35 protein-coding genes are annotated in these 26,099 nt (G+C 69.6%); 26 read left to right on the forward strand and 9 right to left on the reverse strand.

What is annotated here, in order from left to right; translation table 11 throughout:
• A partial coding sequence (locus tag DMB66_RS64085; protein WP_125807025.1) for a GntR family transcriptional regulator occupies positions 1-455 on the forward strand: 455 nt, incomplete at its 5' end.
• A 93-nt stretch (positions 456-548) separates the two neighbouring features.
• Here the strand turns inward: DMB66_RS64085 and DMB66_RS27565 are convergent.
• Both DMB66_RS27565 and DMB66_RS27570 read right to left on the reverse strand, forming a co-directional pair.
• Positions 549-1,061: an NUDIX hydrolase gene (locus DMB66_RS27565; protein WP_125807026.1), complete on the reverse strand. Its 513-nt coding sequence runs from the start codon at positions 1,059-1,061 to the stop codon at positions 549-551.
• A 58-nt stretch (positions 1,062-1,119) separates the two neighbouring features.
• Positions 1,120-2,478, reverse strand: coding sequence for a hypothetical protein (locus DMB66_RS27570; RefSeq protein ID WP_125807027.1), 1,359 nt, complete (start codon positions 2,476-2,478; stop codon positions 1,120-1,122).
• A gap of 102 nt (positions 2,479-2,580) precedes the next feature.
• Between DMB66_RS27570 and DMB66_RS65315 the strand changes: the two genes are divergently transcribed.
• Positions 2,581-2,895 carry a helix-turn-helix domain-containing protein gene (locus DMB66_RS65315; protein WP_125807067.1) on the forward strand — a complete coding sequence of 105 codons (315 nt, stop codon included), beginning with the start codon at positions 2,581-2,583 and terminating at the stop codon, positions 2,893-2,895.
• 11 nt (positions 2,896-2,906) lie between these two features.
• Here DMB66_RS65315 and DMB66_RS27580 read toward each other — a convergent pair whose 3' ends face one another.
• A complete protein-coding gene (locus tag DMB66_RS27580) occupies positions 2,907-3,242 on the reverse strand; it encodes a winged helix-turn-helix domain-containing protein (protein ID WP_158647383.1) in 336 nt (111 codons plus the stop codon).
• 152 nt (positions 3,243-3,394) lie between these two features.
• Between DMB66_RS27580 and DMB66_RS27585 the strand changes: the two genes are divergently transcribed.
• The 23 genes from DMB66_RS27585 (at position 3,395) to DMB66_RS27690 (ending at position 17,562) form a co-directional block, all read left to right on the forward strand.
• Positions 3,395-3,652, forward strand: coding sequence for a DUF6284 family protein (locus DMB66_RS27585; RefSeq protein ID WP_233624872.1), 258 nt, complete (start codon positions 3,395-3,397; stop codon positions 3,650-3,652).
• Positions 3,652-4,335: a DUF2637 domain-containing protein gene (locus DMB66_RS27590; RefSeq protein WP_125807029.1), complete on the forward strand. Its 684-nt coding sequence runs from the start codon at positions 3,652-3,654 to the stop codon at positions 4,333-4,335. The genes DMB66_RS27585 and DMB66_RS27590 overlap by 1 nt, the downstream gene beginning before the upstream one ends.
• A 12-nt stretch (positions 4,336-4,347) precedes the next feature.
• On the forward strand, positions 4,348-4,509 hold the full coding sequence (locus tag DMB66_RS61415) for a hypothetical protein (RefSeq protein ID WP_158647384.1): 162 nt from the start codon (positions 4,348-4,350) through the stop codon (positions 4,507-4,509).
• 95 nt (positions 4,510-4,604) lie between these two features.
• The gene (locus DMB66_RS27595) at positions 4,605-4,820 is read left to right on the forward strand and encodes a hypothetical protein (protein WP_125807030.1); all 216 of its coding nucleotides are present in this window, start codon (positions 4,605-4,607) and stop codon (positions 4,818-4,820) included.
• Positions 4,821-4,832: 12 nt separating this feature from the next.
• Positions 4,833-6,524, forward strand: a complete 1,692-nt coding sequence (locus tag DMB66_RS27600) for a type IV secretory system conjugative DNA transfer family protein (protein WP_125807031.1) — start codon at positions 4,833-4,835, stop codon at positions 6,522-6,524.
• Between the two features lie 15 nt (positions 6,525-6,539).
• Entirely contained in the window at positions 6,540-6,752 is a 213-nt protein-coding gene (locus DMB66_RS27605; RefSeq protein ID WP_125807032.1) for a hypothetical protein, read from the forward strand.
• Between the two features lie 15 nt (positions 6,753-6,767).
• Positions 6,768-6,971 (forward strand): hypothetical protein, encoded by a 204-nt coding sequence (locus DMB66_RS27610; protein ID WP_125807033.1) that lies wholly within the window; start codon positions 6,768-6,770, stop codon positions 6,969-6,971.
• Positions 6,972-6,984: 13 nt separating this feature from the next.
• Positions 6,985-7,416 carry a hypothetical protein gene (locus tag DMB66_RS27615; protein WP_125807034.1) on the forward strand — a complete coding sequence of 144 codons (432 nt, stop codon included), beginning with the start codon at positions 6,985-6,987 and terminating at the stop codon, positions 7,414-7,416.
• Between the two features lie 13 nt (positions 7,417-7,429).
• Positions 7,430-7,987, forward strand: coding sequence for a hypothetical protein (locus tag DMB66_RS27620; RefSeq protein ID WP_125807035.1), 558 nt, complete (start codon positions 7,430-7,432; stop codon positions 7,985-7,987).
• Between the two features lie 99 nt (positions 7,988-8,086).
• Positions 8,087-10,321, forward strand: a complete 2,235-nt coding sequence (locus DMB66_RS27625) for an FtsK/SpoIIIE domain-containing protein (RefSeq protein WP_125807036.1) — start codon at positions 8,087-8,089, stop codon at positions 10,319-10,321.
• Positions 10,322-10,463: 142 nt separating this feature from the next.
• Complete coding sequence (locus tag DMB66_RS27630; protein WP_199752652.1) at positions 10,464-10,712, forward strand: hypothetical protein; 249 nt, start codon at positions 10,464-10,466, stop codon at positions 10,710-10,712.
• On the forward strand, positions 10,709-11,065 hold the full coding sequence (locus tag DMB66_RS27635; protein WP_125807037.1) for a hypothetical protein: 357 nt from the start codon (positions 10,709-10,711) through the stop codon (positions 11,063-11,065). Before DMB66_RS27630 ends, DMB66_RS27635 begins: the two co-directional genes overlap by 4 nt.
• The gene (locus tag DMB66_RS27640; protein ID WP_125807038.1) at positions 11,062-11,508 is read left to right on the forward strand and encodes a hypothetical protein; all 447 of its coding nucleotides are present in this window, start codon (positions 11,062-11,064) and stop codon (positions 11,506-11,508) included. The genes DMB66_RS27635 and DMB66_RS27640 overlap by 4 nt, the downstream gene beginning before the upstream one ends.
• Positions 11,505-11,903, forward strand: coding sequence for a MazG-like family protein (locus DMB66_RS27645; RefSeq protein WP_125807039.1), 399 nt, complete (start codon positions 11,505-11,507; stop codon positions 11,901-11,903). The genes DMB66_RS27640 and DMB66_RS27645 overlap by 4 nt, the downstream gene beginning before the upstream one ends.
• The gene (locus DMB66_RS27650) at positions 11,891-12,202 is read left to right on the forward strand and encodes a hypothetical protein (RefSeq protein ID WP_125807040.1); all 312 of its coding nucleotides are present in this window, start codon (positions 11,891-11,893) and stop codon (positions 12,200-12,202) included. Before DMB66_RS27645 ends, DMB66_RS27650 begins: the two co-directional genes overlap by 13 nt.
• A gap of 35 nt (positions 12,203-12,237) precedes the next feature.
• Positions 12,238-12,549 (forward strand): hypothetical protein, encoded by a 312-nt coding sequence (locus DMB66_RS27655; RefSeq protein ID WP_125807041.1) that lies wholly within the window; start codon positions 12,238-12,240, stop codon positions 12,547-12,549.
• Entirely contained in the window at positions 12,546-12,959 is a 414-nt protein-coding gene (locus DMB66_RS27660) for a hypothetical protein (protein ID WP_125807042.1), read from the forward strand. The genes DMB66_RS27655 and DMB66_RS27660 overlap by 4 nt, the downstream gene beginning before the upstream one ends.
• Before the next feature lie 22 nt (positions 12,960-12,981).
• Positions 12,982-13,464, forward strand: coding sequence for a single-stranded DNA-binding protein (locus DMB66_RS27665; protein ID WP_125807043.1), 483 nt, complete (start codon positions 12,982-12,984; stop codon positions 13,462-13,464).
• 103 nt (positions 13,465-13,567) lie between these two features.
• The gene (locus DMB66_RS27670; protein WP_125807044.1) at positions 13,568-13,822 is read left to right on the forward strand and encodes a hypothetical protein; all 255 of its coding nucleotides are present in this window, start codon (positions 13,568-13,570) and stop codon (positions 13,820-13,822) included.
• Positions 13,823-13,853: 31 nt separating this feature from the next.
• Positions 13,854-14,831: a bifunctional DNA primase/polymerase gene (locus tag DMB66_RS27675; RefSeq protein ID WP_125807045.1), complete on the forward strand. Its 978-nt coding sequence runs from the start codon at positions 13,854-13,856 to the stop codon at positions 14,829-14,831.
• Entirely contained in the window at positions 14,828-16,195 is a 1,368-nt protein-coding gene (locus DMB66_RS27680) for a DUF3631 domain-containing protein (protein ID WP_125807046.1), read from the forward strand. Before DMB66_RS27675 ends, DMB66_RS27680 begins: the two co-directional genes overlap by 4 nt.
• Before the next feature lie 152 nt (positions 16,196-16,347).
• Positions 16,348-16,758, forward strand: coding sequence for a hypothetical protein (locus tag DMB66_RS64095; RefSeq protein WP_125807047.1), 411 nt, complete (start codon positions 16,348-16,350; stop codon positions 16,756-16,758).
• A gap of 423 nt (positions 16,759-17,181) precedes the next feature.
• Positions 17,182-17,562 (forward strand): GNAT family N-acetyltransferase, encoded by a 381-nt coding sequence (locus DMB66_RS27690; RefSeq protein ID WP_125807048.1) that lies wholly within the window; start codon positions 17,182-17,184, stop codon positions 17,560-17,562.
• Here DMB66_RS27690 and DMB66_RS27695 read toward each other — a convergent pair.
• Together DMB66_RS27695 and add are read right to left on the reverse strand one after the other, a co-directional pair.
• Positions 17,527-18,393 (reverse strand): hypothetical protein, encoded by an 867-nt coding sequence (locus DMB66_RS27695; RefSeq protein WP_199752653.1) that lies wholly within the window; start codon positions 18,391-18,393, stop codon positions 17,527-17,529. The genes DMB66_RS27690 and DMB66_RS27695 overlap by 36 nt on opposite strands.
• Before the next feature lie 12 nt (positions 18,394-18,405).
• Positions 18,406-19,362 (reverse strand): adenosine deaminase, encoded by a 957-nt coding sequence (gene add / locus DMB66_RS27700; protein WP_125807049.1) that lies wholly within the window; start codon positions 19,360-19,362, stop codon positions 18,406-18,408.
• A gap of 161 nt (positions 19,363-19,523) precedes the next feature.
• On the opposite strand from add, the gene DMB66_RS27705 reads away from it, so the two are divergent.
• Positions 19,524-20,528: a LacI family DNA-binding transcriptional regulator gene (locus tag DMB66_RS27705; RefSeq protein ID WP_125807050.1), complete on the forward strand. Its 1,005-nt coding sequence runs from the start codon at positions 19,524-19,526 to the stop codon at positions 20,526-20,528.
• A gap of 41 nt (positions 20,529-20,569) precedes the next feature.
• On the opposite strand, the gene DMB66_RS27710 is transcribed toward DMB66_RS27705, so the two are convergent.
• From DMB66_RS27710 to rph, 4 genes are all read right to left on the reverse strand, one after another.
• Positions 20,570-21,589 carry an NADPH:quinone reductase gene (locus tag DMB66_RS27710; protein WP_125807051.1) on the reverse strand — a complete coding sequence of 340 codons (1,020 nt, stop codon included), beginning with the start codon at positions 21,587-21,589 and terminating at the stop codon, positions 20,570-20,572.
• Entirely contained in the window at positions 21,586-22,833 is a 1,248-nt protein-coding gene (locus DMB66_RS27715) for an RNA polymerase sigma factor (RefSeq protein WP_125807052.1), read from the reverse strand. The genes DMB66_RS27710 and DMB66_RS27715 overlap by 4 nt, the downstream gene beginning before the upstream one ends.
• A complete protein-coding gene (locus DMB66_RS27720) occupies positions 22,827-23,174 on the reverse strand; it encodes a YciI family protein (protein WP_125807053.1) in 348 nt (115 codons plus the stop codon). Before DMB66_RS27720 ends, DMB66_RS27715 begins: the two co-directional genes overlap by 7 nt.
• Positions 23,175-23,248: 74 nt before the next feature.
• A complete protein-coding gene (gene rph / locus DMB66_RS27725; RefSeq protein ID WP_125807070.1) occupies positions 23,249-25,846 on the reverse strand; it encodes a rifamycin-inactivating phosphotransferase in 2,598 nt (865 codons plus the stop codon).
• Positions 25,847-26,099 lie beyond the last annotated feature (253 nt).

Consider the following 26,099-nt stretch of genomic DNA (forward strand, 5'->3'; position numbering starts at 1 on the left):
CCGCGACTGAGCTGATCGCCGCTGGAGTAGACGTCCGGACCGTGGCCGGCAGGCTCGGCCACAGCGGCGGCGGAACAACAACCTTGCGCGTTTACACCGCCTGGGTCTCCGAGGCGGATCAACGGGCCGCCGGCTCACTTGCAGGCCGCATGCCTGAGCTTCCGGCAGGCATCGAGACGGACGGCGAGATGACTGCGATCACAACGCCGGTCAGCGAGACATCAGCGCCGTACCTACGGATCGCCGACGACCTACGCGCTGCAATTCGGTGCGGAGCGCTCAAACTCGGCGACCGCCTGCCGACTGTCGCCGAGTTGGCCAAGCGCTACCAGGTCGCCATCAGTACCGCACATCGGGCTGTCGCCACGCTGACCGACGCTGGGCTGATCACTGTCTCGCGCGGCGTTCCCGCAACCGTGGCAGTCGAGCGAGTTGAGGCCCCGCCCGGTTCCTGACACTCAGCCAGGCGACCCGGAGGCGAATGCGCGCAACTCCTCCAAGTAGGCCGACGCCTCCTGATCGGCCGGGTACCCGGCCGATCAGGAGAATCAGACCGGGCGGCCGAACTCCGCATAGATTGTTCGTCCCGTCTCGGCAGCGTCGATAGCGACACTCAGCCTGCGAACCATTGATGGGCGGAGCTGGTATGAAGCATCCGCTAAAGAAAGCATCACAAGACCGTCAAGCTCAGGATCGATATTCCCAGACCCCGGAATAGTGCCAATTTCCCCGCCGTCGAATATGAACATTACAGCGTCCCCCCATACTCCATGCCGAGGCACCCAATCCACGACTAGCAGGTCGCCAACTGGCAATGCGAGGCCGGTTTCCTCAGCGACCTCTCTAATACACGCGGCTTTCGGTTGTTCGCCTTCCTCGGCGATTCCGCCAGGAATATCCAGACCAGGCTTGTAGTTCGGGACTACGAAGAGAATCTCGCCTCCCCGGTTCCGAATTAGAGCGCCTGCCGCGATTCGCTTGCGCGGAAGGCGTCCAGCGACCCCAGGATTGAACTCCTTTTCAGGTGCACCCTCAAGCTGCAAATCATCGACGATGCTCACGGAGGTAATCGTGCGACCCTCTTCCCAGATCGATTGGCGGCCGGTAGGCCTGCCGTCATTACTCTGCACGAAGCTCAACCACCTTTGCGGCAAGAGACTGGACGAGTGGGTGAGTGCGGTTAGTCGCAAGAAGATGCTCTATCTGGCGGTCAAGATGCTCAACGGAACGTAGCGATCCCATGTCGGGCGAGGCTTCGACCGCGATGGAGGCATAGTGCGTGGCTTCTTCGATGTCGTTGCGCACCAAGGCGATCCGAGAAAGCTGGACTGCACTGTACACGCGTCGGCGCGGCTGGCCGTCTGCGATAGAGGACCACAGAGCGTCGATCTGGGGAGCGGCCTGGGCTGCGTCGCCAAGGTCCGTCCAGCATGTGCCGGCATGACTCGCTAGCACAACATGGGACCAGTTCTGCCCCCACACAGGAAGGTCGGTTGGGCTGAGGCGATCGAACGTCTCCTCCGCAATGCCGAGCGCCTTTTCGCAGGCGCTTCTGTCACCCATAAGGGCGTGAGCACGCGCCTCAAAAACATGAGCCTCGGCAAGTGCCAGCGACGGGACATGCGCACCGATCCTCGATTGGGCGACATTTGCCAACCTCAAGGCGTGCCTTGGTCGTCCAAGAAATATTGCCTGGTCGGCCATGCTCGATATGGCATACGCGGCGTAACCTTCATCCCCCGAAGCCTGAGCAAATCGCACCGCCTGTGCGAAATAGCGTTGTGCCGCAGAGTGGCGAAGCGTGTCGTAGGCCATCCAACCAATCAGCTCGCAAAGCACTGCGGTGGCTCGGAGGAACCGTCGGCCGATTGCGTCCTCGCTGTATTCTGAGAGCTTAGGCACTACAACGTCTTTCAGATAGGAGACTGCGAGCTGCCTATGATGCTCGCCGCTAAACGTTCGATCTAGTGTGTCGAACGTTGCAGTCATCATCTGAATCTCGGTAACGTCGATTTCTCGTATCGGTCGTTGTCGCCCCACGGTATCTACGCGCGATCCACCAAAGAGCCAATCAAGGCACAGTGCATTCAGCGCATCCGAGGAATACTCTCCGCTCACGATTTCCGGATGTCCAGATGAATCGTGCTGCGTGATCTCTGCGAGCGTGCGAACGGCTTGGGTAAGCGAAGACTCGTAGATGAGTCCGAGATGCGGTCGCATCTCGGCGGCCTGGCCCAGGCCAAGATCCGCAAGCGTCACTGGCGTGCCGAGCCGGGCCGTGAACGCATCGACGACAAACCCAGCCGTCTCGCCCCGAGGCGTTGTGCCGCGCAGCCAACCGGCAACGCGGGTGTGATCCGTCCCCACCTGCCGGCCGCGTCGCGCGGCGGCTGCTTGGACGGCACGGGCAAGGGACTTGTTCGAGAATCCCGCGTCAGTCATCAGTCGCCGTAGTTGATGGTTCATCTCGGCACCCAACCCCATACACCTACCTCTGGCCCGTCAGTGGGGGGCGCACTTGCGTGGATCGGCGGGCAATTTCGCGCCCCCCTTTGCGCCCTCCTCGTGGCGCTTCTGAGCATGCACGCTTGGTCCAGCACAGCACCAGCGCAACATTTCCAGGCGACAACCCGGAGGCACCAGGTGACGATCTCCCGAACAGCCGAAAACGGTGGAACCCCCCGCTTTCGATCGGTTCCTGACACTGCCGAAGTCCTGGGCATGTCTGAGGTAACCCTGTACCGCGCGATCCGTGAAGGCCAGTTCCCCGCGATCAAGGTACGTGGACGATACGTCGTGCCGTCCCGCGTGCTGGACGACATGGAGTCGGCTGCGATCACATCGGGTGCCGTCGTAGACGCGGCCGAGTACACAACCGGCAACAGGGTCGCCTGATGCCAAGTTGCTCATCGCCGCAGGCCGCCGGATTCGAGCCGCGTCACCCGCTCGGTGAGGGCTCGCACTTCCTCGGTAAGCACGGCGAGCTGCGCGCCGACGTCGGCGGCCGGCGCGGCAGGTCGAGCGGCGACGTAGACGCCTTTCCCCGGTTGGCCAATCAGCACACCGGCGCCCTGGAGTTCGCGGACGGCAGCGCGAACCGCCGTGTTGGAGACCTTGTAGATCTCCATGAGGCGAGCTGTCGACGGCAGCAGGCCGCCGATCTCATAGGTGCCATCCGAGATCTTCTGTCGCAGATCTTCGGCGATTTGGCGGTAGGCCGGTTGGCCCGTGATGGCAGTCAAGACCACTCTCCAAGCTCGGTCGTAGCAACCAGGCTCCCCTAGTTCACCACGGCATTCACCATATGCACAGTCAGCACTTGACACACCTTAAGCACAAGGTGCACATTGAGCGTACGGTCTCGCCACCCGGCGCCGCCGAGAAGGAGGAACCAGTGAGAGGCACCCGCGATACCAGGAAGCAGGCCAGCGCGGCGCCGTCTGCCGTCGATCTGGCCGCGATCGAGGCTGAGTGGCCGCTGATCGCCGCTGAGATCGACGTCGTTGACGCCGAAATTGCCACCATCAACGCCGCCGAGCACGGCGGTCCGTCGCCGCTGGACTGGCGGCGTCTGCGTCGGGCGGAGGCCCGAGTCACCCGCGTGGCCGCTGAGCTGGCCGCGCGTCCCGCTGGTCTCAAGGCGGTGGCGTGATGATGCAGGACATTTACCGGCTCAAGCGGGTCGGCTGGGCCGTTCGGGGTGTGTTCGCGCTCGGTATCGCGGCTTCGTTGGCGGGCAATGTGCTGCACGCTGCTGACAATCCGATCAGCCGGGCGATCTCGGCGTGGTCGCCGTTGTCGTTGCTGCTGGCGGTCGAGCTGATCTCCCGTGTTCCGGCCAGCAAGGGTCTCGCGTCGTTCGCTCGGTTGTTCGCGACCGCGGTGATCGCGGGTATCGCGGCGTGGGTGTCGTACTGGCACATGGCTGGTGTCGCGTCCCGCTACGGCGAGACGGGCGCGAGCCCGTACCTGCTGCCGCTGAGCGTGGATGGCCTGATCGTGGTCGCCTCGATCAGCCTGGTCGAGATCGGTGGCCGGCTCCGCAGGTTCGCTAAGCCCGAGGCGTCTCCTGCCACCCAGCCCGCGGCCACCTCTGCCCCTGCCGCGACGGTGCCCAAGCCGGCGAGCGCGCCCAACGAGGTCGTGGCCAGTGCGGTGAAGCGCCCGGCCCGGCCGAAGGTCACCACTGCTGAGCGGGTGGCCCGGTTCCTGGAGAAGAACCCGGACGCGACGCAGGAGCAGGTCGCGGCGCGGCTGAAGGTCACCGTGCGCACGGTGCAGCGGCACTGGCCGCGCCGTGAGGCCACCGTCACGGCTCTGTCGGCTGCGGCGTGAGGGGCGGATCTCATGTCTGACCAGCAGTTGCGTACCCAGCATCAGGAAGTCATCGATCGCAACCGGGCGCAGCGCCTCGACGCCAATGCGCAGGTCGAGCGTCGCGCGCAGGAGTTCAACGCGCGACTGGCCGAGCGCAGAGCCGCCGAGAGCGGCGACGGCGACGAGTTCTAGCTCCGCCCGGGGCGCGGCCTTCCGGCTGCCAACCACCCAGCCGCGCCCCGGTCCTCCCGTATTCCGAACCCCTGCGACCAGGAGAGACACCCGCGATGAGTGAAGAAGAGATCGAGATCAACGCGGCCTACGCCGAGCTGCACAACCTGCGTGCCGAGCTGGCCGAGCTGCACAACTGGGCCGACCGGGTCCTCGACAACGAGCACACCGACCGGCAGTACATCGCCGAGCACCTGTCCACCGCATGCGGGGTGCTCGCGTCCGGCGGCCCAATGCCGTCGCGCCCCTACGACGACACCGACGAGTTCTGAGGCGGCCCGCTGATGCTGACTTCCAAGACCCTCATCCGCACCACCGGCGCGGGTCTCGTGCTGACCGCGGCCGGGTGGCTGCTGGCCGGACACCCGGGGCACCGCCTACACGGGGCCGGCCTGATCCTGGCCGGGCTGACGATCGTGGCCGGTCCGCTGTGGTGGCAGGCCCGTGCGACCGGTTCGGCCGGGCTGATCGGCCGGTGGGACCGCCACGCCCGCCGTAACGCCGGCACCGCCTCGCGCTTCGACATCTGGCGCACCTCCTCCGGGTGGGCGATGCGCCGCAAGGCCGCCGTCATCCGTCCCTCACTGGCTGGCCTGTCGTGGTGGCGGCGGTGGCGAGCACCGCTGCGCACCTTCGCCGTGCCCCTGGCCAAGGCGGGCCGGCAGACGGTGTGGACCTCCGGTGAGGAATCCACGCTGCGGATCGGTATCCCCGGTACCGGCAAGACCGCCGAGCTGGCCAACCGGGTCATCGACGCCCCCGGCGGCGTGGTCATCACCAGCACCGCTACCGACCTGTTCGACCTGACCGCCCCGCTGCGCCGCAAGGCCGGCCCGGTGCAGGTGTTCAACCCCGGCGGCCTCGGTGGGCTCACGTCGTCGCTGCGCTGGTCGCCGCTGTCCGGGTGCACCGACCCGGCGACCGCCGCCCGCCGCGCGACCGACCTGATCGGCCCGATCGACGGCCAGGGCGCCGAGGGTGCCCGGTGGGCGGCGCAGGCCCGCCGGGTCCTCGCGGTGTGGCTGCACGCCGCCGCCCTGGGCGACTACCGCATGGCCGAGGTGCAGGCGTGGTGCGCCGACCCGGACACCGCCCGCGAGGCGATCCTGACCGCGCTCAAGACCTCCCCGCAGGCCGCGGCGATGCGGCAGGCCGCGGCGCAGTCGATCGACATGAGCGCCCGGACCCGCGACGGCGTGATGCTGGCCATGGCCCCCGCCCTGGCGTGGACCACGCTGCCGTCGGCCGCGCAGGTCGGCGACCCGGAACCGGACGCCGCGGTGTTCACGGTGGCCGAGCTGACCGACCACCGCGGCGCCTTGTATCTGCTCGGCGATGATGACGGCACGGTCGGGCCGCTGGTCGCCGCCCTGGTCGCCGAGATCGCCTACCAGGCCCGCCGGACCGCCGCGGCCCGGCCGGGTGGCCGGCTCGACCCCGGGCTGACCCTGGCCCTGGATGAGGTCGCGCTGGTCTGCCCCACCCCCCTGGACAAGTGGATGGCCGAGCTGCGGAAACGCTCGATCGTCATTCACGCCGCCTGCCAGGGCCTCGGCCAGCTCCGCGAGCGGTGGGGCAAGGACGGCGCCTCGATGATCCTCAACTCCGCTGCGGCGGTGCTGGTCTACGGCGGCTGCAAGGACGCCGAGGACCTGCGCGCTTTCGCCGATCTGGCCGGCGACCGGGAGGAGACCACCGACACCCGCGACGCGGACGGGCGGATCACCAGCAGCAGCACCCGCCGGGTGCCGGTCATCGCCCCGGCGATGCTGGCCGGCCTGCCGAACTTCCAAGCGATGCTGATCCGCCGCGGGATGCGCGTCGCCCTGGTCCGCACGCCGATCGTGTGGAAACGCCGCGACCTGCGCCGCGCCGCCAAGCCCGCTACGACCCGCCCGGCGAAACCCGTCCGGCGCAAGCCCTCACCCCAGCCCCGCCCGGCCACCGCCGCCCCGGCGGCCCGGACCGCCGCCTGAAAGGAGATCCCACCCGTGCGCTTTTTCAGCGACGAGACCCGCACCAACCGGCAGGCCCTGATCGCCGCCCGGCAGACCCTGACCGACGTCAGCGCCCGCGAACAGGACGTCACCGACGCCTACCTCGACGCCAACGACGCGGTGATCGAGGCCGAGAAGCCCCTCAAGTGGTGGCAGCGCCTCGACATCGACACCGACCTGCACACCCACGAACCCGACGAGTTCTGAGGAGACGCCAACACCATGTTCACCCCGTACACCCCCCACCTCGACACGCGATACGGCTACCTCACCGAGCAGTTGGCGCAGGAGGCCGCCGACGCCGAGTTCCGCGAGCTGCGCGACGCCGCCGAGCGGAACAACACCGACACCGCCGCCCCGGCGCAGGCGTCGAACGGCCTGGAGGCCGCCGCCGAGTACCGCGCCGACGACACCGACGAGTTCTGAGGAGCGCCAGCACATGAGAAACCACCCCATCCGCTACAGCACGCGCCGGGACCTCGAAGCCCTGGCCGAGCAGGGCAGTGACGGCGAGATCGTGATCGACCTGCACGACGGGCGCACCGCGATCCGACACGCCAGCGACGCCGCAACCAGCACCAGCCTGATCGAGTACGCCGACGGTCACCGCGACGTGATCTTCGACAGCCACACCAAGCCGGTCGCCGACCCGCAGGTCATGGCCGAGGCGCAAGCGTCACGGGAACGTGCCGCGACTGCCCGGTACTGCGCCGGGCAGTCGCCCGAAGGCTCCCCGGAGCACCAGCGCGCCCTCGACCTGGCCGAGCGACTGGACGCGGCCGCCGCCGACAAGGCCGGGCACGCCTTCGACGGGCTCAAGAACGACATGAACCGCGATATCGCCTCCCGCCACGACACCGACGAGTTCTGAGGAGCGCCCGCAGATGAGAAACCACACCGACACCTTCGAGGCCCTGGCTGCGCGCTGCGAGCGCGGCGCCGAGACCCTGGAGCACGAGGCGGCCCACGCCGCCGAGATCCTCGCCGAGCGCGGACACCCCAACGCCGACGCGCAGGACTGGGCGACCCGCAAGGCCGCCGCCGCGACCGCCGCCCGCGAGTACGCCGCCGGGCTGCGCGCCGACGCCGCGGCCGGTCCCGGCCCGGACGCCCGACTCGACCCCGGCCGCCTCGCGCAGGCCGAGAAGGTGGCGTCGGCCGCCGAGCTGGGCGGCATCCTCATCGACGGCCGGCCGATGGCCGAGCGTGATGCGCAGTCCGACTCGGTGTTCAACCAGCACACGCGCGAGTTGTGGGAGGCCGGGAAGCACCCGGCGCAGGAGAAGGCCCAGCAGATCGAGGCCACCGGCAAGTTCACCCACGTGGACGAGACGATCGGCGGCGTCAAGCAGGTGCCGTTCTGGCAGCTCGGCCGGCCCGCCGACGAGAACACCTCGCCGCGGTACGCCGCGCGGACCGACAGCGACGCCGACGAGTTCTAGCTTCGCCCGGGGCGCGGCCTTCCGGCTGCCAACCACCCAGCCGCGCCCCGGTCCTCCCTCATTCCGAGTCCTCACGAACCCAGTGGAGGAACACCCATCATGACAAGCCCCACCCCTGAAGACCGATTCGACTGGCAGGCCGCCGAGGCCGACGTCGTTGATCTGACCGCGGCCCGTCAGCGCCGCGACAACCGGGACGACGCCGGACCCGACACCGAACCCGACACGATCGGCGACACCCGGACCGGTGCCGAAGCCGACACGGAGCACGACACCGAGGACGACACCGGCCGGCCGGTCCTGGTCGACAGCATTGGCGTGCAGCGGCGCCCGCGGTTTAGCCTCGCGTCGTTCCGCGACGCGCAGCGCGTGCCGATCGTCCCATCGACGTTCAAGTCCCGGACCGAGTTCGTCGGGAACCTTGCGTGGGCGGCCGGTTTCGGCGCGCACGCGCTTGCGTACCACGCGCTGCGCCTGCCGAAGTACGCCGGCAGGGTCGCGTTCCGCACCCCGCGCGGCGCGATCCGCGTGGTGAGCACGTACACGCGGTGGCTGTTCGATCTGGAAGGCGAGCCGGTGCGGCAGGCCACCGTCCGGACCGAGGACGCCGAGACCTACCTCAAGCTGGCCCGGCAGCGTGACCGCCGGGTGCGGTGGCGCGGGATCACCGCGGTCGGCATGCTCGCGCTGCTGCTGGCCGTGACCGGCTGGGTCGTCCTCGCCCCGACCTGGCAGCGGTGGACCGCGCTGGGTGTGCTGGCCGCGATCCTCGGCTACCTCGGCACCCCGGCCGACAAGCCGCTGCTGGACACCGCTGTGGTGCGGCGTGACGTGGCGCCGCTGACCTCGGCCGAGGTGTTCGCCGCGCTCGGCTCGCTGCGGATTCCGGGCATCGACGCGGCGATCCGGCGCGGCGACAACGGCAAGCGGTGGTTCCCGGCACCGATCGCCCGGGAGAACGGCGCCGGGTGGCGCTGCGAGGTCGAGCTGCCCCGCGGCGTGGTCGCCTCCTCCGTGGTCGACAAGCGCGAGGAACTGGCCGCCGCGCTGACCCGGCCGCTCGGGTGTGTATGGCCCCAGGTCAACGCCGAGGTGCACCCCGGCTGGCTGGTGCTGTTCGTCGCTGACAAGGACATGAGCAAGGCCAAGCCGACCGTGTTCCCGCTGCTCAAGACCGGCACGGCGAACCTGTTCAAGCCCGCCCCGTTCGGCACCGACCCGCGCGGCACGCTGGTCACGCTCACCCTCATGTACGCGTCGATGATCGTCGGCAGCATCCCGCGTATGGGCAAGACGTTCGCGCTGCGCCTGATCCTGCTGATCGCCGCGCTCGACCCGCGGGCGCAGATCTTCGCGTTCGACCTCAAGGGCACCGGCGACCTGTCGCCGCTGGAGCCGGTCGCCCACCGGTACCGGGCCGGTGACGACGATGAGGACATCGCCTACGGGCTGACCGCGATGCGGGAGCTGCGCACCGAGATGCGGCGCCGGACCAAGGTGATCCGGGAGCTGCCCCGGGACCTGTGCCCGGAGAACAAGGTCACCGACGACCTGGCCAACATCAAGAAGCTGGGGCTCGGCCCGATCGTCGCGGGCGTGGACGAGTGCCAGGTGTGGTTCGAGCACCCGAAGTACGGCGACGAGTTCGAGGAGATCTGCACCGACCTGATCAAGCGCGGCCCGGCGACCGGGATCGACCTGGTACTGGCCACCCAGCGCCCGGACGCGAAGTCGCTGCCCTCGGGCATCTCGGCCAACGCGGTGCTGCGGTTCTGCCTCAAGGTCATGGGCCAGATCGAGAACGACATGGTCCTCGGGACGTCGCAGTACAAGAACGGCATCCGGGCGACCATGTTCGGCCGCCGCGACCGCGGCATCGGTTACCTGGCCGGCGAGGGCGACGACCCGGTCATCGCCCGGACGTTCTATGTGGATGGCCCGACCGCCGAGGTGCTGGTCCGCCGGGCGCGCGGGCTGCGAGAGAAGGCGGGCAACATCACCGGCCACGCCGCCGGGGTCGCGCTCGACACCGCCGAGGTGCGCCGCGACACGGTGCTGGAAGACCTGGCCGCGGTCATGAGCGAGAAGAAGCCCAAGGTGTGGACCACCGTGCTGGTCAAGCTCCTCGCCGAGCTGCGCCCGGAGGTCTACGGCGACCTGACCGCCGACCAGTTGAGGGCGGCGGTCAAGGCCCACGGGGTCAAGCCGGGGCAGGTGTGGGGCAACGACCCGGACACCGACGAGACCGGCAACCGGCAGGGCTACACCCGCACCGACATCCTCAAAGCCCTCACCGAGCGTGACGGAAACGGTGGTCGCGGCAAGACCAAGTGACCCGCCGGACGGTCCTAGGTCTAGGACCCCAACCCTCCTAGACCTAGGACCACCCCTAGAACCGAATCCGTTTCCTGATCAGCGCCCTAGCAACTAGGAGCGCCGGCCCCACGCACCCTAAAACGGCCCTGGAGGCACTCCCGTGACGACCCTGATACTCCTAGCCACCCTCACCCTGCTTGGTTACTCAGCGTTCTACATCATGATGTGCGCGATCTCCCCGTGGGGGATCTGCCAGCGCTCCCGCTGCACCAGCGGGCGCATCTACTCCCGCGTGTTCCGCAAGACCTTCCGCGAGTGCCCGCGCTGCAACGGCACCGGCCGCCGGGTCCGGATCGGCCGCCGGATCTACGAGTACCTGCGCTCCGAGCGGAAGGCAGGCAACCGATGAACCGCACCATGGCCCGTCTCCACCGCGAGCCCACCCCGCACACCGACTGGTGTGCCCGCGACCACCGGTGCGGCATCAACGAGCACCGCGCCCCCGACGTCGAGGCCCGCGAGGTCGGCGGCCGGGCATGGCTCACCCGCACCCGCGCCGGTGACGTCGAGTACGCCGAGGTCCGCGTCCGGATCCCCTTGCACAGCACCGAAACCGGCGCCCGCTGGCAACTCGCGCTCACCCTGCGCCTGATCCGCGACCTGCTCACCGCCGTGGCCGTCCGGCCCGGCATCACCCCCCGGGCCGGGCGACCGGCCGTCGACAGCTCCCGCACCCGTCCCGCAATCCGGAGGGCCGCATGAAACTCCGCACCTTCTTCGCCCGGTTCCTGGCCGACGACACCACGCAGACCCGGCCCAACACCGCAGCCGACAGCAGCACCGGCACCCGCCGCGCCGACTCGGTCGAGCACATCGACCGGCGCAACGCGTGGCGGCCGACCGCACGCAGCGCCTACGGGCGATACATCCAAGCGTCAGAGCACCGGCAGGCCGCGATCGAGGCGATCAGCCAACGCGGACGTGAGCGCGGCATCGACGCCAAGGACATCATCGCCGCCCATAACCGCCTCGACACCGAACTGCGCGCCCGCGGCTGGCACCCCGACCAGTTCGACCACGGCTTCGACGACGAAGCCCCGATCAACGACTTCATGGACCGCACCGACGTCGACTACGACCCCCGCATGGCCGCCTACGACGCCCGAACGGCCCAGCGCCGCGACACGGACGGAGACTACGCATGACCGCCCACGAAACGCTCGCCACCGCCGCCCGGCGCATCGCCGGCCAGCTCGACACCCGCGGCAACCCGAACCTCAAGGGCCTCCCCGAAACGCTGTGCCGCGCCCTCAAGGTGCAAGAGGAAGCCGGAGAGCTGGCGCAGGCTGTCATCGGCGTGCTCGGCCAGAACCCCCGCAAGGGAGTCACCCACACCTGGGAAGACGTCATCGCCGAGGCGATCGACGTCGCCATGTCCGCTCTCGTGTTCGCCGAAACCGTCCTCGCCGACGACCCGACGGGCCTCGATGACCGGCTCGACTACCACCTCGACCGGCTACGCCGCCGCGCCGCCGCGTCCGGCGCCCCCGAGATCGGCCTCCACACCGAGGGCACCAACGATCGGCAGTGGGCAGCGTGAACCTCTACGAGCCCAACGACGGCCGATTCCCCGACGAATCCAGCGTCGGGGTCCGGTTCCCGCTCACCGACGAGCAACGCCACGGAGACCGCGCCGGCTGGCCGTGGGTCCCCGGGTGGATCGCCGGGCAGTGCGGCCCGAACGAGTGGGACGTCGTGGTCGAAGGCGCCGCACCCGTCGACCACGACACCGACGGCGGACCCCTCTATCCGGCGGTATTCCGCGACTCCTCCGAGATCCGCCCGGCCGCCGCGCGCAGCGACGCCGGCCAAGACGCCGGTGATGAGGACGCGGCATGAGGAGCCCGGTCGACACCCGAAAGGACCACCACCCCATGACCACCACCATCACCGGCGCGCAGATCCCGGCCGAGGAACACGCCACCGGGTTCGTCGCCGTCGCCATCCGGTTCCCTACCGACCCGACCGCTCACCGGGCCACGTCGATCTACCACCGGCCGGACGGCACCGACGGCGGGCTGCCGGTCCGGCTCACCGAAAAGCTGGCCGGTTGGACCGAGGTCCGGCCGTCCTGCCGGCCGGACACCGACTCGAGCGACCGGCTCTACCAACTGTCGATCCCGACGGCACTTGCCCGCGGCGCGGTCGCCTGCGACCAGCCGGAGTGCTTCGGCGGTCCGGCATGACCACCACGGCGATCACGATCGAGTTCGACCCCGACCGGCTGACCACCTACACCGACAGCCACCTCGCGATGCTGTGGAGCCTCGCACAGGCCAACCCCGACAACGGCTTCGACACCAGTCAGCCGGGCGAGCTGGCCGAACGCATCGGCCGCGAAGTGATCCGCCGCTGGCTGCGCAACGTCGAGCCGGAGATGTACCACCACCAGGGCCGGCACTACTACTGGCGCCAGCTCACCAAGCTCGCCACCTACCAACCACCCGCCGACGCGCCCACTGGCAGCCCGGAATGGCACAGCGGCCAATGGGTCGCACGCCCCACCCCACCGGCTGCCGTCAGCACAGCCAACCCGACCCCCGCCCCGATGTCGATCCCTGAGCCGGTGGCAGAGCCGCTGCCGGTCGCCGCCTGAACCCTGGAAGGACTGACCTGTCATGGCTAACGAGACCACGATGACGATCGTCGGGAACCTGACCGCCGACCCCGAACTGCGCTTCACCCCGAGCGGGCTGGCGGTCGCCAAGTTCTCCGTCGCATCCACCCCGCGCCTGTTCGACAAGGCCACCAACGGCTACAAGGACGGCGACCCGCTGTTCCTGAACTGCACCGCATGGCGCGACCTGGCGGAGAACGTCGCCGAGTCGCTGAGCAGGGGCGCCCGCGTGGTGGTGACCGGCCGACTCAAGCTGTCGCGCTGGGAAACCCCGGAAGGCGAGAAGCGTTCGGCGTACGGCCTCGATGTGGACGAGATCGGCCCGTCGCTGCGGTTCGCAACCGCGACGGTCAAGAAGCTGGCCCGTTCCAACGGCGGCCCCGGAGCCGCACCCGCCGATGACCAGTGGGCCACGGCCAGCCCCGCCCGCCCCGCCACCGCCACGGCCGGTGATGCCGGATTCAGCGACGAACCGCCGTTCTAAGTTCGCCCGGCGGCGCGGCCCTGGCCGCGAACCCGTGCCGCGCCGCCGGCCACCACTCGGCACCCACCGACAACGCCGGATGTGACAACGGAGCGTGATTCACATGACCGACCTCGAAATGTGGCTGATCGGCACACCCGATCAGGCCACCGCAACGCTGACGGCGCTCGCCGCCATCGGCCGCGTCACCGGAGCCAGTAAACCCGAACCACTGTTTGGTGCCGACGCCGGACGGGTCCGCCAGTACGTGCGGGTCAGCGTCATCACCGCCGTACGGAGCCACCCCGCCGAGCGGGCCGCCGGGCCGGGTGAGCGGCAATCGGTCATCGACATCAGCACCCGCCGCCGCACCGCCTGATCACCGATCCACTCTGGAAGGGAGTCCGGCCATGACGACTCGGCAAGCCCTGTTGGCCGCCGCCCTGGCGCACGCCGTGCGGGGCTGGCCCGTGTTCCCGCTCTGGCCGGGCAGTAAGACCCCGGCCGTGCCGGACTCGTGGGAACGTCGCGCCACCTGCGACCCCGACCTGATCGGCCGGTGGTGGGCGTCGCGGGCGTTCAACGTCGGGCTCGCGGTCGGCCCGGCCGATCTGCTGGTCATCGACCTCGACACGCCGAAACCGCCGCACGGCCGTGGGGCCGCTACATCCGCTACATCCGTAACATCGCAGGTCAACCCTGTAGCGGTTTCCGATCCTGTAGCGGTTGCATCCGCTACAGGACCCGCCGGCCGCCACGGACGTGACGTGTTCGTCGCGTTGTGCGCCGAGCACGGTCAGCCGATCCCCGCCGACACGCTGATCGTCGCCACGCCGTCCGGTGGCTGGCACCTGTACTACCGCCACCCGCCCGGCCCCGCGCTGCGCAACACCAAGGGCGGCACCGCCCGCGCCCTCGGCGAGGCCATCGACACCCGCGCCCACGGTGGGTACGTCGTCGCCGAGGGCAGCGTTATCGGCGCCCGCGCCTACACCGTCGTCCGCGACCGGCCGCCCGCACCGCTGCCCGGCTGGCTCGCCGATGTGCTGCGCCACCTCGACCGCGCCGCGCAGAGCCCACCACCAGGTCGGCCGGTCGCCGTGCCGCTCGCCGCCACCGACCGGCGTAGCGCCTACCTGGCCGCCGCACTCGCCCGCGAAGCCGACCACGTCCGCGCCGCCCCGGCCGGTCGGCGCAACGCCGTGCTGTGGGGCGCCGCCGTCGCCCTCGGACAGTTGGTGGCCGGTGGTGACCTGACCGCCGACACCGTTGCCGATGTGCTGGAACAGGCAGCCGTCGGCGCCGGGCTGCGACCGCACGAAGCGCGACCCACCATCAGCTCCGGGCTACGTCGCGGTGCCCAACGGCCCCGGATGGTGGCCTCATGACCGGCCCAGAGTTCGACTGGCAGGCATACGAAGCCGAGTTCGGCGACCTGACCCCGCCCGATCCGAGCCCTGTTCCAGCACTCCCGACTCCTGGCGGCCGGACCGGCACCGACCGGGCCGCCCCGGTCGACGGCGCGGCGTTGCTCGCCGAGCTGCACGCCGCCGTGCTGCGCTACCTGGTCATGCCCTCACCGGAGTCCACCGACGCCGTGGTGTTGTGGATCGCCGCCACGCACGCGCAACCTGCCTGGGAACACGCCACCCGCCTGGGCATCACCGGCCCGGCGAAACGCTGCGGCAAGTCCCGCCTGCTGGAAATCATCAAGGCCACTAGCCACAACGTGCTCCCCGCGGTCAACGCCTCCACCGCAGCCCTGTACCGCTCCATCGGCGGAGACGACCCGCCCACCGTGCTGTTCGACGAAGCCGACGCCATCTTCGGCACCAAACGCCAGGCCGAAGCCAACGAAGACCTCCGCGCCCTACTCAACGCCGGACACTCCCGCGGCTGGCCCGTCCTGCGCTGCGTCGGCCCGAACCAGGAAGTCAAAGCGTTCGCCTCATTCGCCATGGCCGCCATCGCCGGCATCGGCGACCTGCCCGACACCATCACTGACCGTGCCGTCAACATCCGCATGCGCCGCCGCGCACCCCACGAAACCGTCAAGCCGTTCCGCACCGTCCGCGACACCCCCGCCCTGCACGCCATCCGCAACCGCCTGAACCGGTGGGTCCGCGCCCACCTGCCCGCACTCCGGGCCGCCGAACCGCCCATGCCCGTCGAAGACCGCGCCGCCGACACCTGGGAATCCCTGATCGCCATCGCCGACCACGCCGGCGCCGACTGGCCCGAACGCGCCCGCCTGGCCTGCAAAACCCTCACCGAAGCCGCCGCCGACAACGACACCGACACCTCCGGCAGCCTGCGCCTACTCGCCGACCTGCGCACCGGGTTCACCGACACCCGCAAGCTGCACACCGCCACCATCCTCGACCGGCTCCGCGCCATCACCGACTCACCATGGGCCACCCGCGAACTCACCTCCCACGAACTGTCCAAGATGCTGCGCGTCTACGGCATCCACCCGAAGAACGTCCGTGAGACCGGCACCGGACCGGTCGGCCGCGGCTACGACCTCGCCGACCTCACCGACGCCTTCACCCGCTACCTGCCCCCGCTCATGCCCGATGGAGCGGCCCCCGTAGCGGATGTAGCGGTTACAGAACCGGAACCGCTACAGATTCCACCCGCCCTGACCAGCGATGTTACGGATGTAGCGGATGTAGCGGCCCCACCGCCCACAGACCCCACCCCACCCGCCGAGCACCCCGAGCCAGACGAGCCGCCAGACGCGGGCCGCTGAAGGCGCCACAGCCGGATCGGTGCATCCCATAACACCAACCCAGCCCCGATCTCGGCTCTACGGGCCTCTCAGCGGCCCGCCCACGGCGCCGCTGGCAACGCCACCCCGACACCCCACCCCCGGACAGCACTCGCATCGGAAAGGCGCCCACCATGCGCATCAGACTCCACGGCACCCCCGCCGAGAACGCCGCTACCGTCGCCGCGCTTGCGTGCGTGCTCACCATCGACGCCGTCAGCCGCCCTTACCGGGACCGGCCACCCTCCACCTTGGAACGTCAGTACCTTGACATTGGGCCGGTGAGCGGTCATCGGCCCGCGAGCGCGCCGATGACATCTCACCACCCGACGACTAGCTTCAAGCCCATGACGGACGAGATCAGCTACCAGCCCATCACGCCGGAAGCCCGCATCGCGCTCAAGAACTACGACTGGCTGATGCGCAACCGCAGCGACGTTGAGCTTCACTGGGAGTCGGGCATGCTGATCTGGGGAGATGGCGGCGTAGACATCCGAGAGATCATGCGGCCGGGACTCACCCCAGCGACCGAGGACCAAAGCTGACACCCGCTTGCTGCGTCACAGTAAGTAAGCAGCGTGGGGGCCGAACGGTTCCCACGCCCGCTACTTGCCGCTCGGGTCATCGCCGAATTCGTGGCGCGGTCCGTGGCGCGAACCACGGTTCGGTGGAGACAGTAGAGACACTTGAGACACGACGATTGACACTGTAGGCGCTGGTAGATGGGCATGACCTGAACGTCATGGCCCCTTCTAATCCGTCGGTCGCAGGTTCGAATCCTGCCGGGCGCGCCCAACTTTGTAGTTGATCAACCAATCGCGGAGTTGACCAGCGACGATGACGTTTCGCCTGAGTTAGTGCGCAGCGACATCGGCGGCGCCGGGTCCGCGAGGAAGTGGGCCCATCCCGCTGATCACCCCTTCGTCCGAGATCGTGCTGGTGTGACGGATGAGGGTCTCTAATGTGCGATGCCTGTGCTGTCCGGCCAGCTGGTGCGGCTGGAGCCGTTGACGATCGAACACGCGCCGGGCTACCTGGCCGCTGCCGGCAGCGCCACGCAGAGCGCGGAGATCTTCCGCTGGCGTTCGGTGCCGATCGGCCACACCTGGCTGGGGCAACGCTGGTGGGGCACCGGCGTCAACGCCGAGGCCAAGCTGCTGCTGATGGGTTTCGCGTTCGAGACACTCGGTGCGGTCCGCGTCGCCTGGGTCACCGACATTCGCAACACCCGATCGCAGGCGGCGATCGGGAGGCTGGGTGCCGCGCGCGAGGGGGTGCTTGCGCTGCTCGACGACGAGTGGCCCACCGCGGAGCTAGCCCTCACTGCCCGCCTCGACCGCCGGTCCTGACCGTCGGGAAGCTGCTGCCAAAACGGAACGCCGCCGCCTACGACCTGGGCCGGTCACGCGTGGCCAGTTGTCGCGACCCGCCAGGCGTCGCCAGATCAGCTGAACCGTGAGCGTGCCGACGGTGGCGAGGGTGAAGCCGACACGCGCTCCCAAGGGTTTGATCAGCACTGCGACCAGAACGCAGAACACGGCGAAGCCCAGCAGCCCGTGCGGGATCCCGCGCAACACCCGCACTGCGGCGGCCGGGCCACGCTGCGCCAGCACGAACGCGGTCAGCACGCTTGTCGCGATGGGGAACGGCGCCAGTACACCCGTCGCCTGGGGACCCAGGGCGCTGGCTGCGGTGGTGACGATCACCACGAGCACACCGGCGGCGCGGCCGGGCAGGTCCCACCACGGCCACTTGGCCGCCCGCAGATCACCACCCGGTTCCGAAGGCTCCTTGGGGAGGAGCTTGGCAACCGTCCATGCCGATGCGAGCACCAGGAGGAGGCCGATGCCAGGTCGGACAGCCAAGCGTGACAGACAGATGTCAGCGACCAGAGTGCCGGCCCAGGCCACCAGCAGCGCCGACCACCAGCCCATCGATTGGCAGGCCCACGCCAGTATCAGCGCGAACAAGGAGAGCGAGACCAGACCGAGCAGCGCCGCGGACGCCGCATGCGCCCCGAACGTCGTGCCTTGGTCCAGAGAGATGATCAGCAAGATCGGACCGGCCACGATCGGTAATGCGACCAGGGTGCCCGCCACCGGTGGACCCCAACGTCTTCCCGCCATTGAGGATCCCACCACGAGCGCCGGTGCGAGGGCGAGCTTCAACAGCAGGATCACCTCAACGGGCATTCAGCGGGGTCCGGGGTCGGCGAAGGCGGCCCGTGCCGCGTTGTCCTGGCAGAGTCGCTCTTCGTCATCGGTCCAGCCGAACGTCGCCCTGAGCGTGTCGAACTCGGCGGCCAGGGTGGTGTCAGCGGTCGTACGGCCGTCGGTGCTGACGGTGACCGGCAACCCCGCGCGGAGGAGTCGGTCTGCGGGGTGCGCGGTGATCGTGGGGACGGCTCCGGTGAGGACGTTGCATCGCGGGCAGGTCTCCAGGGTGATCCGGTCACGGTGGAGGCGGTCGAGCAGGGCGGTGTCGTCGATGCTGCGCACGCCGTGGCCGATTCGGCGGGCACCGAGTACGTCGATGGCTTCCCAGACGCTGGCGGGTCCGGCGGCCTCGCCGGCGTGCACGGTAACGGACAGGCCGGCGGCATGCGCGAGGTCAAACGCTTCACGGTGCGGGGCGCCGGAGTGGCGTTCGTCACCGGCGAGGTCCAGACCGGCCACGACGTCGCGGCGGCGAACAGCCGCGTCCGCGACTTCCAAGCTGTGCTGGGGTTGCTGGTGGCGCAGGCAGCACAGCAGCAGGCCGGTGCGCACGCCGGTGACGGCGGTTCCTGCTGCGAGACCGGCGGCGACGGCGTCGATGGCGTCGTCGATGCTCATGCCGGCGCGGGTGTGCAGCTGGGGCGCGAAGCGGACCTCGCCGTAGACGACGTGGTCGCGGCGCCAGTCGTCGACGAGTTCAGCGGCGGCACGATGCAGCGCGTGGGGGGTTTGCAGCACGTCGAGAGCGACGTCGATGTACGACAGGAACGCGTGCAGACTGCCGACGCCGGGCGGGGCCACGGCCAGCTGGCGGACGGGCGCGCGCAGGTCGAGGGCCTGTTCCGCGGCGAGGGCGGCAATAGTGTCGGGGCGCACCGAGGCGTCGAGGTGGCAGTGCAGCTCATAGCGCTGCGGCTGGCCGGTGTGGTTCATGATGTTGCGCTGATGCCGCAGGTGGCGAGCAGCATCCGCTCGGACTCGTCGGTGTCGATCACCAGTCGCATGGGGCATGTCCTCGCCGGTCGTAGCTATCTAAACGATTAGACTGACCCTGGCATGATAGGCGCGGTCCAAGCTCGTAGGAAGGGGCACCTGTGGCCACCGGGCCGACGATCCGCGACGTCGCTGCGCGCGCCGGCACGTCCACCGCCGTGGTCAGCTACGTCCTCAACGACGGCCCACGACCGGTGGCCCCCGCCACCCGGGCCCGAGTCCTGGCCGCCGTCGCCGAACTCGGCTACCGGCGCAACAACCTCGCCAGGGCACTACGTGCCAACCGCAGCAGCACCCTCGGCCTCGTCGTACCCGACCTGGCCAAACCATTCTTCGCCGAGCTGACCCGAGCCGTCGAGGACGCCGCCTTCACCCGAGGGTTCCGGCTCCTGGTCGGCAGCGCCCACTTCGACGCCGAACGGGAAAACGAACAGCTCCACGCGCTGCTCGACGCCCGCGTCGACGCGGTGCTCCTGGTGCCCTCCCAAGAGCCGAAATCCGCGGTGGCCCTGCTGCGTCGCGCCCAAATCCCGCACGTCCTCGTACACCGCACCCACCCCGACACTGTCTGCGTTGCCGGAGACGACACCGACGCCGGCCGCCAGGCCGCCGACCACCTCCTCGGGCACGGCCACCACAACATCGCACTGCTCGGCGCCGGTGCCGGCGACGACCCGGTCAGCCTGCGCGCTCGCGGCGCCAGCGCGGCGCTGACCGACAACGACCGGCCGGTTCCGCAGTGGGCTGTGCTCGGCTGCCCCTTCCCGAACCTGCGCGAGGAGGCCTACCGGGCCACCCGGACGCTGCTGGCCACCCGACCGGAGATCACCGCCATCTGCGCCACCACCGATGAGCACGCCCTCGGTGCGCTACGTGCCGCCAGCGAGACCGGCCGCCGCGTCGGCGAGGACCTCGCCCTGGTCAGCATCGATGGCACCGAATTAGGCGCTTACCTCGCCCCGGCCCTGACCGCCGTCACCGCCCCCTTCGACACCCTCGGTGCCGACGCCGTCGATGCCGTGCTCAGTTCCTCCGGCGTGGCCCCCGCCATTCGGCAGCACCAGTTCACGCTCACTGTGCGGCGCAGTTGTGGCTGCCGTTCATAGCGCCGGAAGCGCCGGGCCCGGCGCGCCGCAGCGGCTGAAGGTCACGACGTGACGTCCACCACGACCTTGCCGACCACGCCGTTCTCTACCGCCCGGTGCGCGTCGGCGGTGCGGTCGAGCGGGAAGCGGATCAGCGGGAGGCCGTGCTTCTCGCCGACCGGCAGGGCGCCGTCACGCACCGCCGCGGCGGTGTCCTCGGTGGCCACGGCGAGCGCCTCCGGGCCGACCGTGTAGAGCACCATGAACTGAAAGCGGGTGTTCAGCACCATGTTCTGCCGCACGTCCAGTTCCACCGGCTTGCCGCCGTCGTTGGCGTAGATCGAGATTGTGCCGCGCGTGCGCAGCACGGCCAGGTCCAGGGCGAGGTTCGCGCCGAGCGCCACCTCGGCGACGATGTCGATGCCGTCCGGGGCGATCTTGCGGATCTCGGCGGCCGGGTTGCCCTCGCGGTAGTTGATCACGTGGTGGGCGCCGGCGGCGGTGGCCAGCCGGGCCTTCGCCGGGCCGCTGATCGTGCTGATCACGGTGGCGCCGGCCCAGCGGGCGAGCTGGATCACCGCGTGCCCGACCGCTCCGGCCCCGCCCGCGGCGAGCACGACCTTGCCGTCGAGGGCGCCGGGCCGCAGCCGGCGCGGGCTGTCCTCGGCGACGGTGAGCGCGCGGTGCGCGGTGAGCGCGGGGACGCCGAGCGAGGCGCCGACGTCGAACCCGGTCTCGTCGGGCAGTGGCACGGCGCGCTCGGCGGGCACGACGGTGAACTCGGCGGCGGTGCCGGTGGGCCGCCCGGCAGTGGCCATGAACAGCCAGACCCGCTGGCCGACCCGGCCCTGGTCGACCCCCGCGCCCACCGCGTCGATCACGCCGGCACCGTCGAGGTGCGGGGTGACCTCGGGAAACAGCTTGGGATTGGTGGCGCCGGAGCGGGTCTTCCAGTCGGTCGGGTTGACCCCGGACACGGCGACCCGGACGCGAACCTCGCCGGGGCCGGGCACGGGCAGGTCACGGTCGACGAGCTGCAGAACGTCGGGGCCGCCGTTGTCGCGGTAGATGATGGCCTTCATGATCCGTCCTTACTGAACCTGGTATGCCGGGAATTCCGTTGGGGTGAGTACCCGAGCCCGTGGTTTTCGATCGTGTCCGCGAGCGCCGCCAGCCGGCGGTCGAGAAAGCGTTGTTCGGCGCCGTCGTCGGTGAGCTCCCTCGCCCGGCGGTAGGCGGCGCGGGCCTCGTCGGTCCGCCCGAGCCGGCGCAGCAGTTCGGCCCTGGTTGAGTGCAGGTAGCGGAAGTCGTCCAAGCCGAGTCCGTCGACGATACGCAGGCCGGCCTCTGGTCCTTCGGCCTCGGCGACGGCAATGGCACGGTTCAGCTCGACGACCGGCGAGGCGGTCAGGCGGGTGAGCTCGCCGTACAGGGCGGCGATCCGCGCCCAGTCACACGGCACCTCGGCGTGTAGTGAGGCGATCGCAGCCTGGAGGACGTAGGGCCCGCGTCCGCCCAGGGCGATCGCCCGGTCGAGCTCGGCGCGGCCACGGTCGATCTGCGTGGTGTTCCACCGGGTCGGGTCCTGATCTCCGAGCAGGACCAGTTCCCCGTCGTTGAACCGCGTCTCGCGGCGGGAGTCGTGCAAGAGCATCATCGCCAGGAGCCCGCGGACCTCCGGGTCGTCCGGAAGCAACTCGGTCAGCGCACGTCCCAACCAGATCGCCTCGGCCGCGAGTTCGTCGCGACCGCCGTAACCCTCGTTGTAGATCAGGTATACGACGGCGAGGGCGGCGTCGAGACGCTCGCGGAGCAGGTGATCCGGTGGGACCCGAAACGGGATCCCCGCCGCCTTGATCTTGCGTTTGGCCCGCACCAGTCGCTGTGCCATGGTGCGCTCCGGGACCAGAAAGGCGCGGGCGATCTCGTCGGTGGTCAAGCCACCCAGGCTACGCAGAGTGAGCGCAACTTGCGCCTCGATCGCGAGCGCCGGATGGCAGCAGGTGAAGATGAGTTCCAGGCGCTCGTCCGGAAACGCGGTGGTGTTCATGGGCACCTCGACACGGCGGGCAGCAGCGAGCAGGCCCAGCCTGGTGGCGAGGGCCCGGTCGCGGCGGATGCGGTCGGTGGCGCGATTACGCGCCGTCCTCATCAGCCAGGCGCGCGGGTTGGTCGGCACGCCTTCGCGTGGCCAGTGATCGGCGGCGATGGCGAACGCCTCCTGCGCGGCGTCCTCGGCGAGGTCGAAGTCGCCGAGGACGCCGATCAGCGCGGCCAGAACCCGGCCCCACTCCGCGCGGAAGATGTCGTCGAGTGTGGCTACCAATACACCTCCGAGGGCCGGATCTCGACGGCTCCGCCATAGCGTGCCGCTGGAACGCGGGCGGCCACCTCGATGGCCGCGTCGATGTCTTCGGCCTCGAGGACGAACAAACCGCCGATGGCCTCCTTCATCCCGACGAACGGGCCATCGGTCGTCAGGGTCTTTCCGCCTTCGACCCGCACCGTGGTCGCGTTCTCGGGCAGGCCCATCGGCGGCATCGGGGTGACGCCCGGCGTCTGATTGATCCCTTGATAGTCGGCGTAGACCTGCTTCTGCTCCTCCTCGGTGAGCGCGGCCTGCCGTTCGAGCGCCGGGCCTTGGTAGATCACCATGATGTACTTCATCAACACTCCTCGCCGGTACTTGGATCCGTCGCGGTAAGACGAACGAGGAACCGAGAAATCGACAGTGTGGGCAATCACGGCAGGATCTCGATGTACCCGTCGGTGCCGTGCACGCGGATCCGCTGCCCGTCGGAGATCAGCCGAGTCGCATCCACCACGCCGACGACGGCCGGTAGGCCGTACTCCCGTGCGATCACCGCGCCGTGGGTCATCAGGCCGCCCACCTCCGTCACCAGACCGGTGATCGCGACGAACAGCGGTGACCAGCTGGGGTCCGTGTGGGCCGTGACCAGGATGTCGCCCGCTTCGAGATCGGCCTCCGCCATGTCATGGATGACGCGGGCCCGGCCCTCGACGGTGCCGGCCGAAACCGGTACGCCGACCAGGGCACCGGCCGGCACGTCGTCGCGCCGGTATGCCCCGGTGATGGCCTCGCCGTCCGAGGTGAGCACCCGGGGCGGCGTGAGCGCGTGGTACGACCGGAACGCGTCCTTGCGCCGCTGGATGAGCTGGTCGTCCACCCGGTTGGTGCGCGCGACGTCGTGCAGCTCCTGGAACGTGAGGTAGAAGATGTCCTCCTTGCCGGGGAGCACGCCGGCCCGCACGAGGCGTTCGGCCTCCGCCAGTAGGGCTTGTTTGTAGACGAAGTAGCGGCTGACGATGTTGTACTTCGGGTACTCCCGGTAGCCGATGAAGGTCCGGACCCGGTCGATCATCCGCTTGGTCTCGTCGGCCTTCCGCTCCCCGTCCGGCAGTGCCCGCAGGCGTACGAGCAGGTCCTGTTGCTTCTTCTCCGCCTCCTGCCGACCCTGGTCGAAGCGCCGCTCGGCGGCACCCGGCTCGAACAGCTTGATGTTGTCGAGGATCAGCGGCACGAGCGTGGTGGGGCGTTCGCTCCAGCGCGGCCTCGTGATGTCGATCTCGCCGACGCAGCGCATGCCGTACCGGTCGAGGTAGGCCTCGATGGCGTCCCGCGCTTCGGTCCCGCCCGCGAGCTTCGGCAGCTCGTCCAGGAAGCCCTCGTGCTCGACGCGCCGCAGGAACGCCACCACCTCCGGATGCGGGCGGATCACGTCGGCGACGTCGAGCAGCGCCAGTCCCATCTCCGACGTGACGTTGTTGGGGGCGGAGAGCGTGAGCGTGTCGGCCGCGTTCGTCTCGCCCAGCCACTCCCGCAGCTTGTCGTTGAGCCACCAGCTGGCTTCCATCCCCGCCATGATCACCTGAAGGTTCAGCGGATCACCGAGGACTCGCTTGTGCTCCTGGAAGGCCTCCAGCAGGAAGTCGAAAAGCGCCGGTCCGGTTTTCGTCCGGATGTCGCGCCGCAGGGCGGCGAGGGACGCCTGGCTGCGTTCGATCAGCTCGGTGACGATGGCCGGATCGGTCTCGATCGGGGCGGGGGCGCCGCCGGCCGGCGGCCCGCCGGGACCTGCGTCCGGGAGCGACGGGATGAAGCCGTCGCGGTCGAGGACGGTCTCCAGCGCATCCCTGATCAGCGGATCGCCTTTCCCCATGGCCTCCAGGACGCCGGCGCGGCTCGCGGGTGCGGCCAGGCGCCGGGTGACGTCGACGAACAGCCTCCCGCCGGCCTCGTGCATCGGCACCATGGCCGTCCGCTGCCAGCAGGACAGCCCGAGGGGCTTCATGGGGTCGGTCATCATCTGCCCGTGACCGACGGAGACGTAGACGTGATTGTCGTTGTCGCCGACCTCGGGAATGGGGAACAGGGTGGTGATCGGCCGGCTCTGGACGACCTGAAAGCCGTCGTCGGCCAGGCACCATTCGATGTCCTGCGGGCTGCCGAAGTGCGCTTCGATCCGCCGCCCGAGTCGCACGAGCCGCACGACCTGCGCATCCGTCAGCGCCGGCCGCTCCTGCTGCTCCGGGTCGATCGCGGTCTCCTGCGTTCCGCCCGCCGGCAGGGCGTGGATGGCGAGCCGCTTGACGGCGACCGTCCTGGCGACGATCTCGCCGTCGCGCACCTTGAAGACATCCGGGTTGACCAGGCCGGAGACCAGGGCCTCGCCGAGGCCGAAGCCGGCGTCCACGGCGGCGACCTTCCGGTTGCCCGTGACGGGATCGGCCGTGAACAGGATGCCGGCCGCCTGCGGGAAGACCATCCGCTGCACGACCACGGCCATGTGGAGCTTCCGGTGGTCGAAGCCGTTCCGCAGGCGGTAGGTCACGGCCCGCTCGGTGAACAGCGACGCCCAGCACCGGCTGATGTGCTGGAGGACAGCCGCCGGTCCCACGACGTTCAGGTAGGTGTCCTGCTGGCCGGCGAAGGAGGCCGTCGGCAGGTCCTCCGCCGTCGCGCTCGACCGGACGGCGTAGGCGGCTCGCTCGCCGAGGTGGGCAAGCGCGCCGGTGATCGCCGCCGCGAGATCGTCACGGATGGCGATCCCCTCGATGGTCTGGCGTATCTCCGCGCTGAGCGAGCGGATCGCCTCCCGGTCGTCCGGGTTCAGGCCGGCCAGCTGATCGAGCCGATCATCGATCGACGGCGCCTCCGCCATGATCCGCCGGAAGGCATCCGTCGTCACGCAGAAGCCGGCCGGCACGCTGATGCCGTCGATCCGCGACAGCTCCCCCAGGTGTGCGCCCTTGCCACCGACGATCGCGGCCTGCGTCCCGCCGACCTCTCGGAGACCCAGTACGTACTGCTCGATCATGGTGACACCTCCGAGGCAGCCCTGCTCCGTCGCATCGCACTGGCCGATCGAATCACCGGCGCCTCCAGTGTCGACAACAACACCCGCACGCAATGCCCCATTCTGCGGTACGACACGAATCTTGTCGCGAACAAGACTAGAACCTGTTCTAATTTTTGCCATGGATGGGCGCGTGGCGGCGCGGGCCGGCCGGCGACCCCAGGCCCTGACCCGGCGCGACGAATCCGGTGTGCCATTTTCGCCGGGGTGCGGC

The organism is Actinoplanes sp. ATCC 53533 (assembly GCF_003947245.1).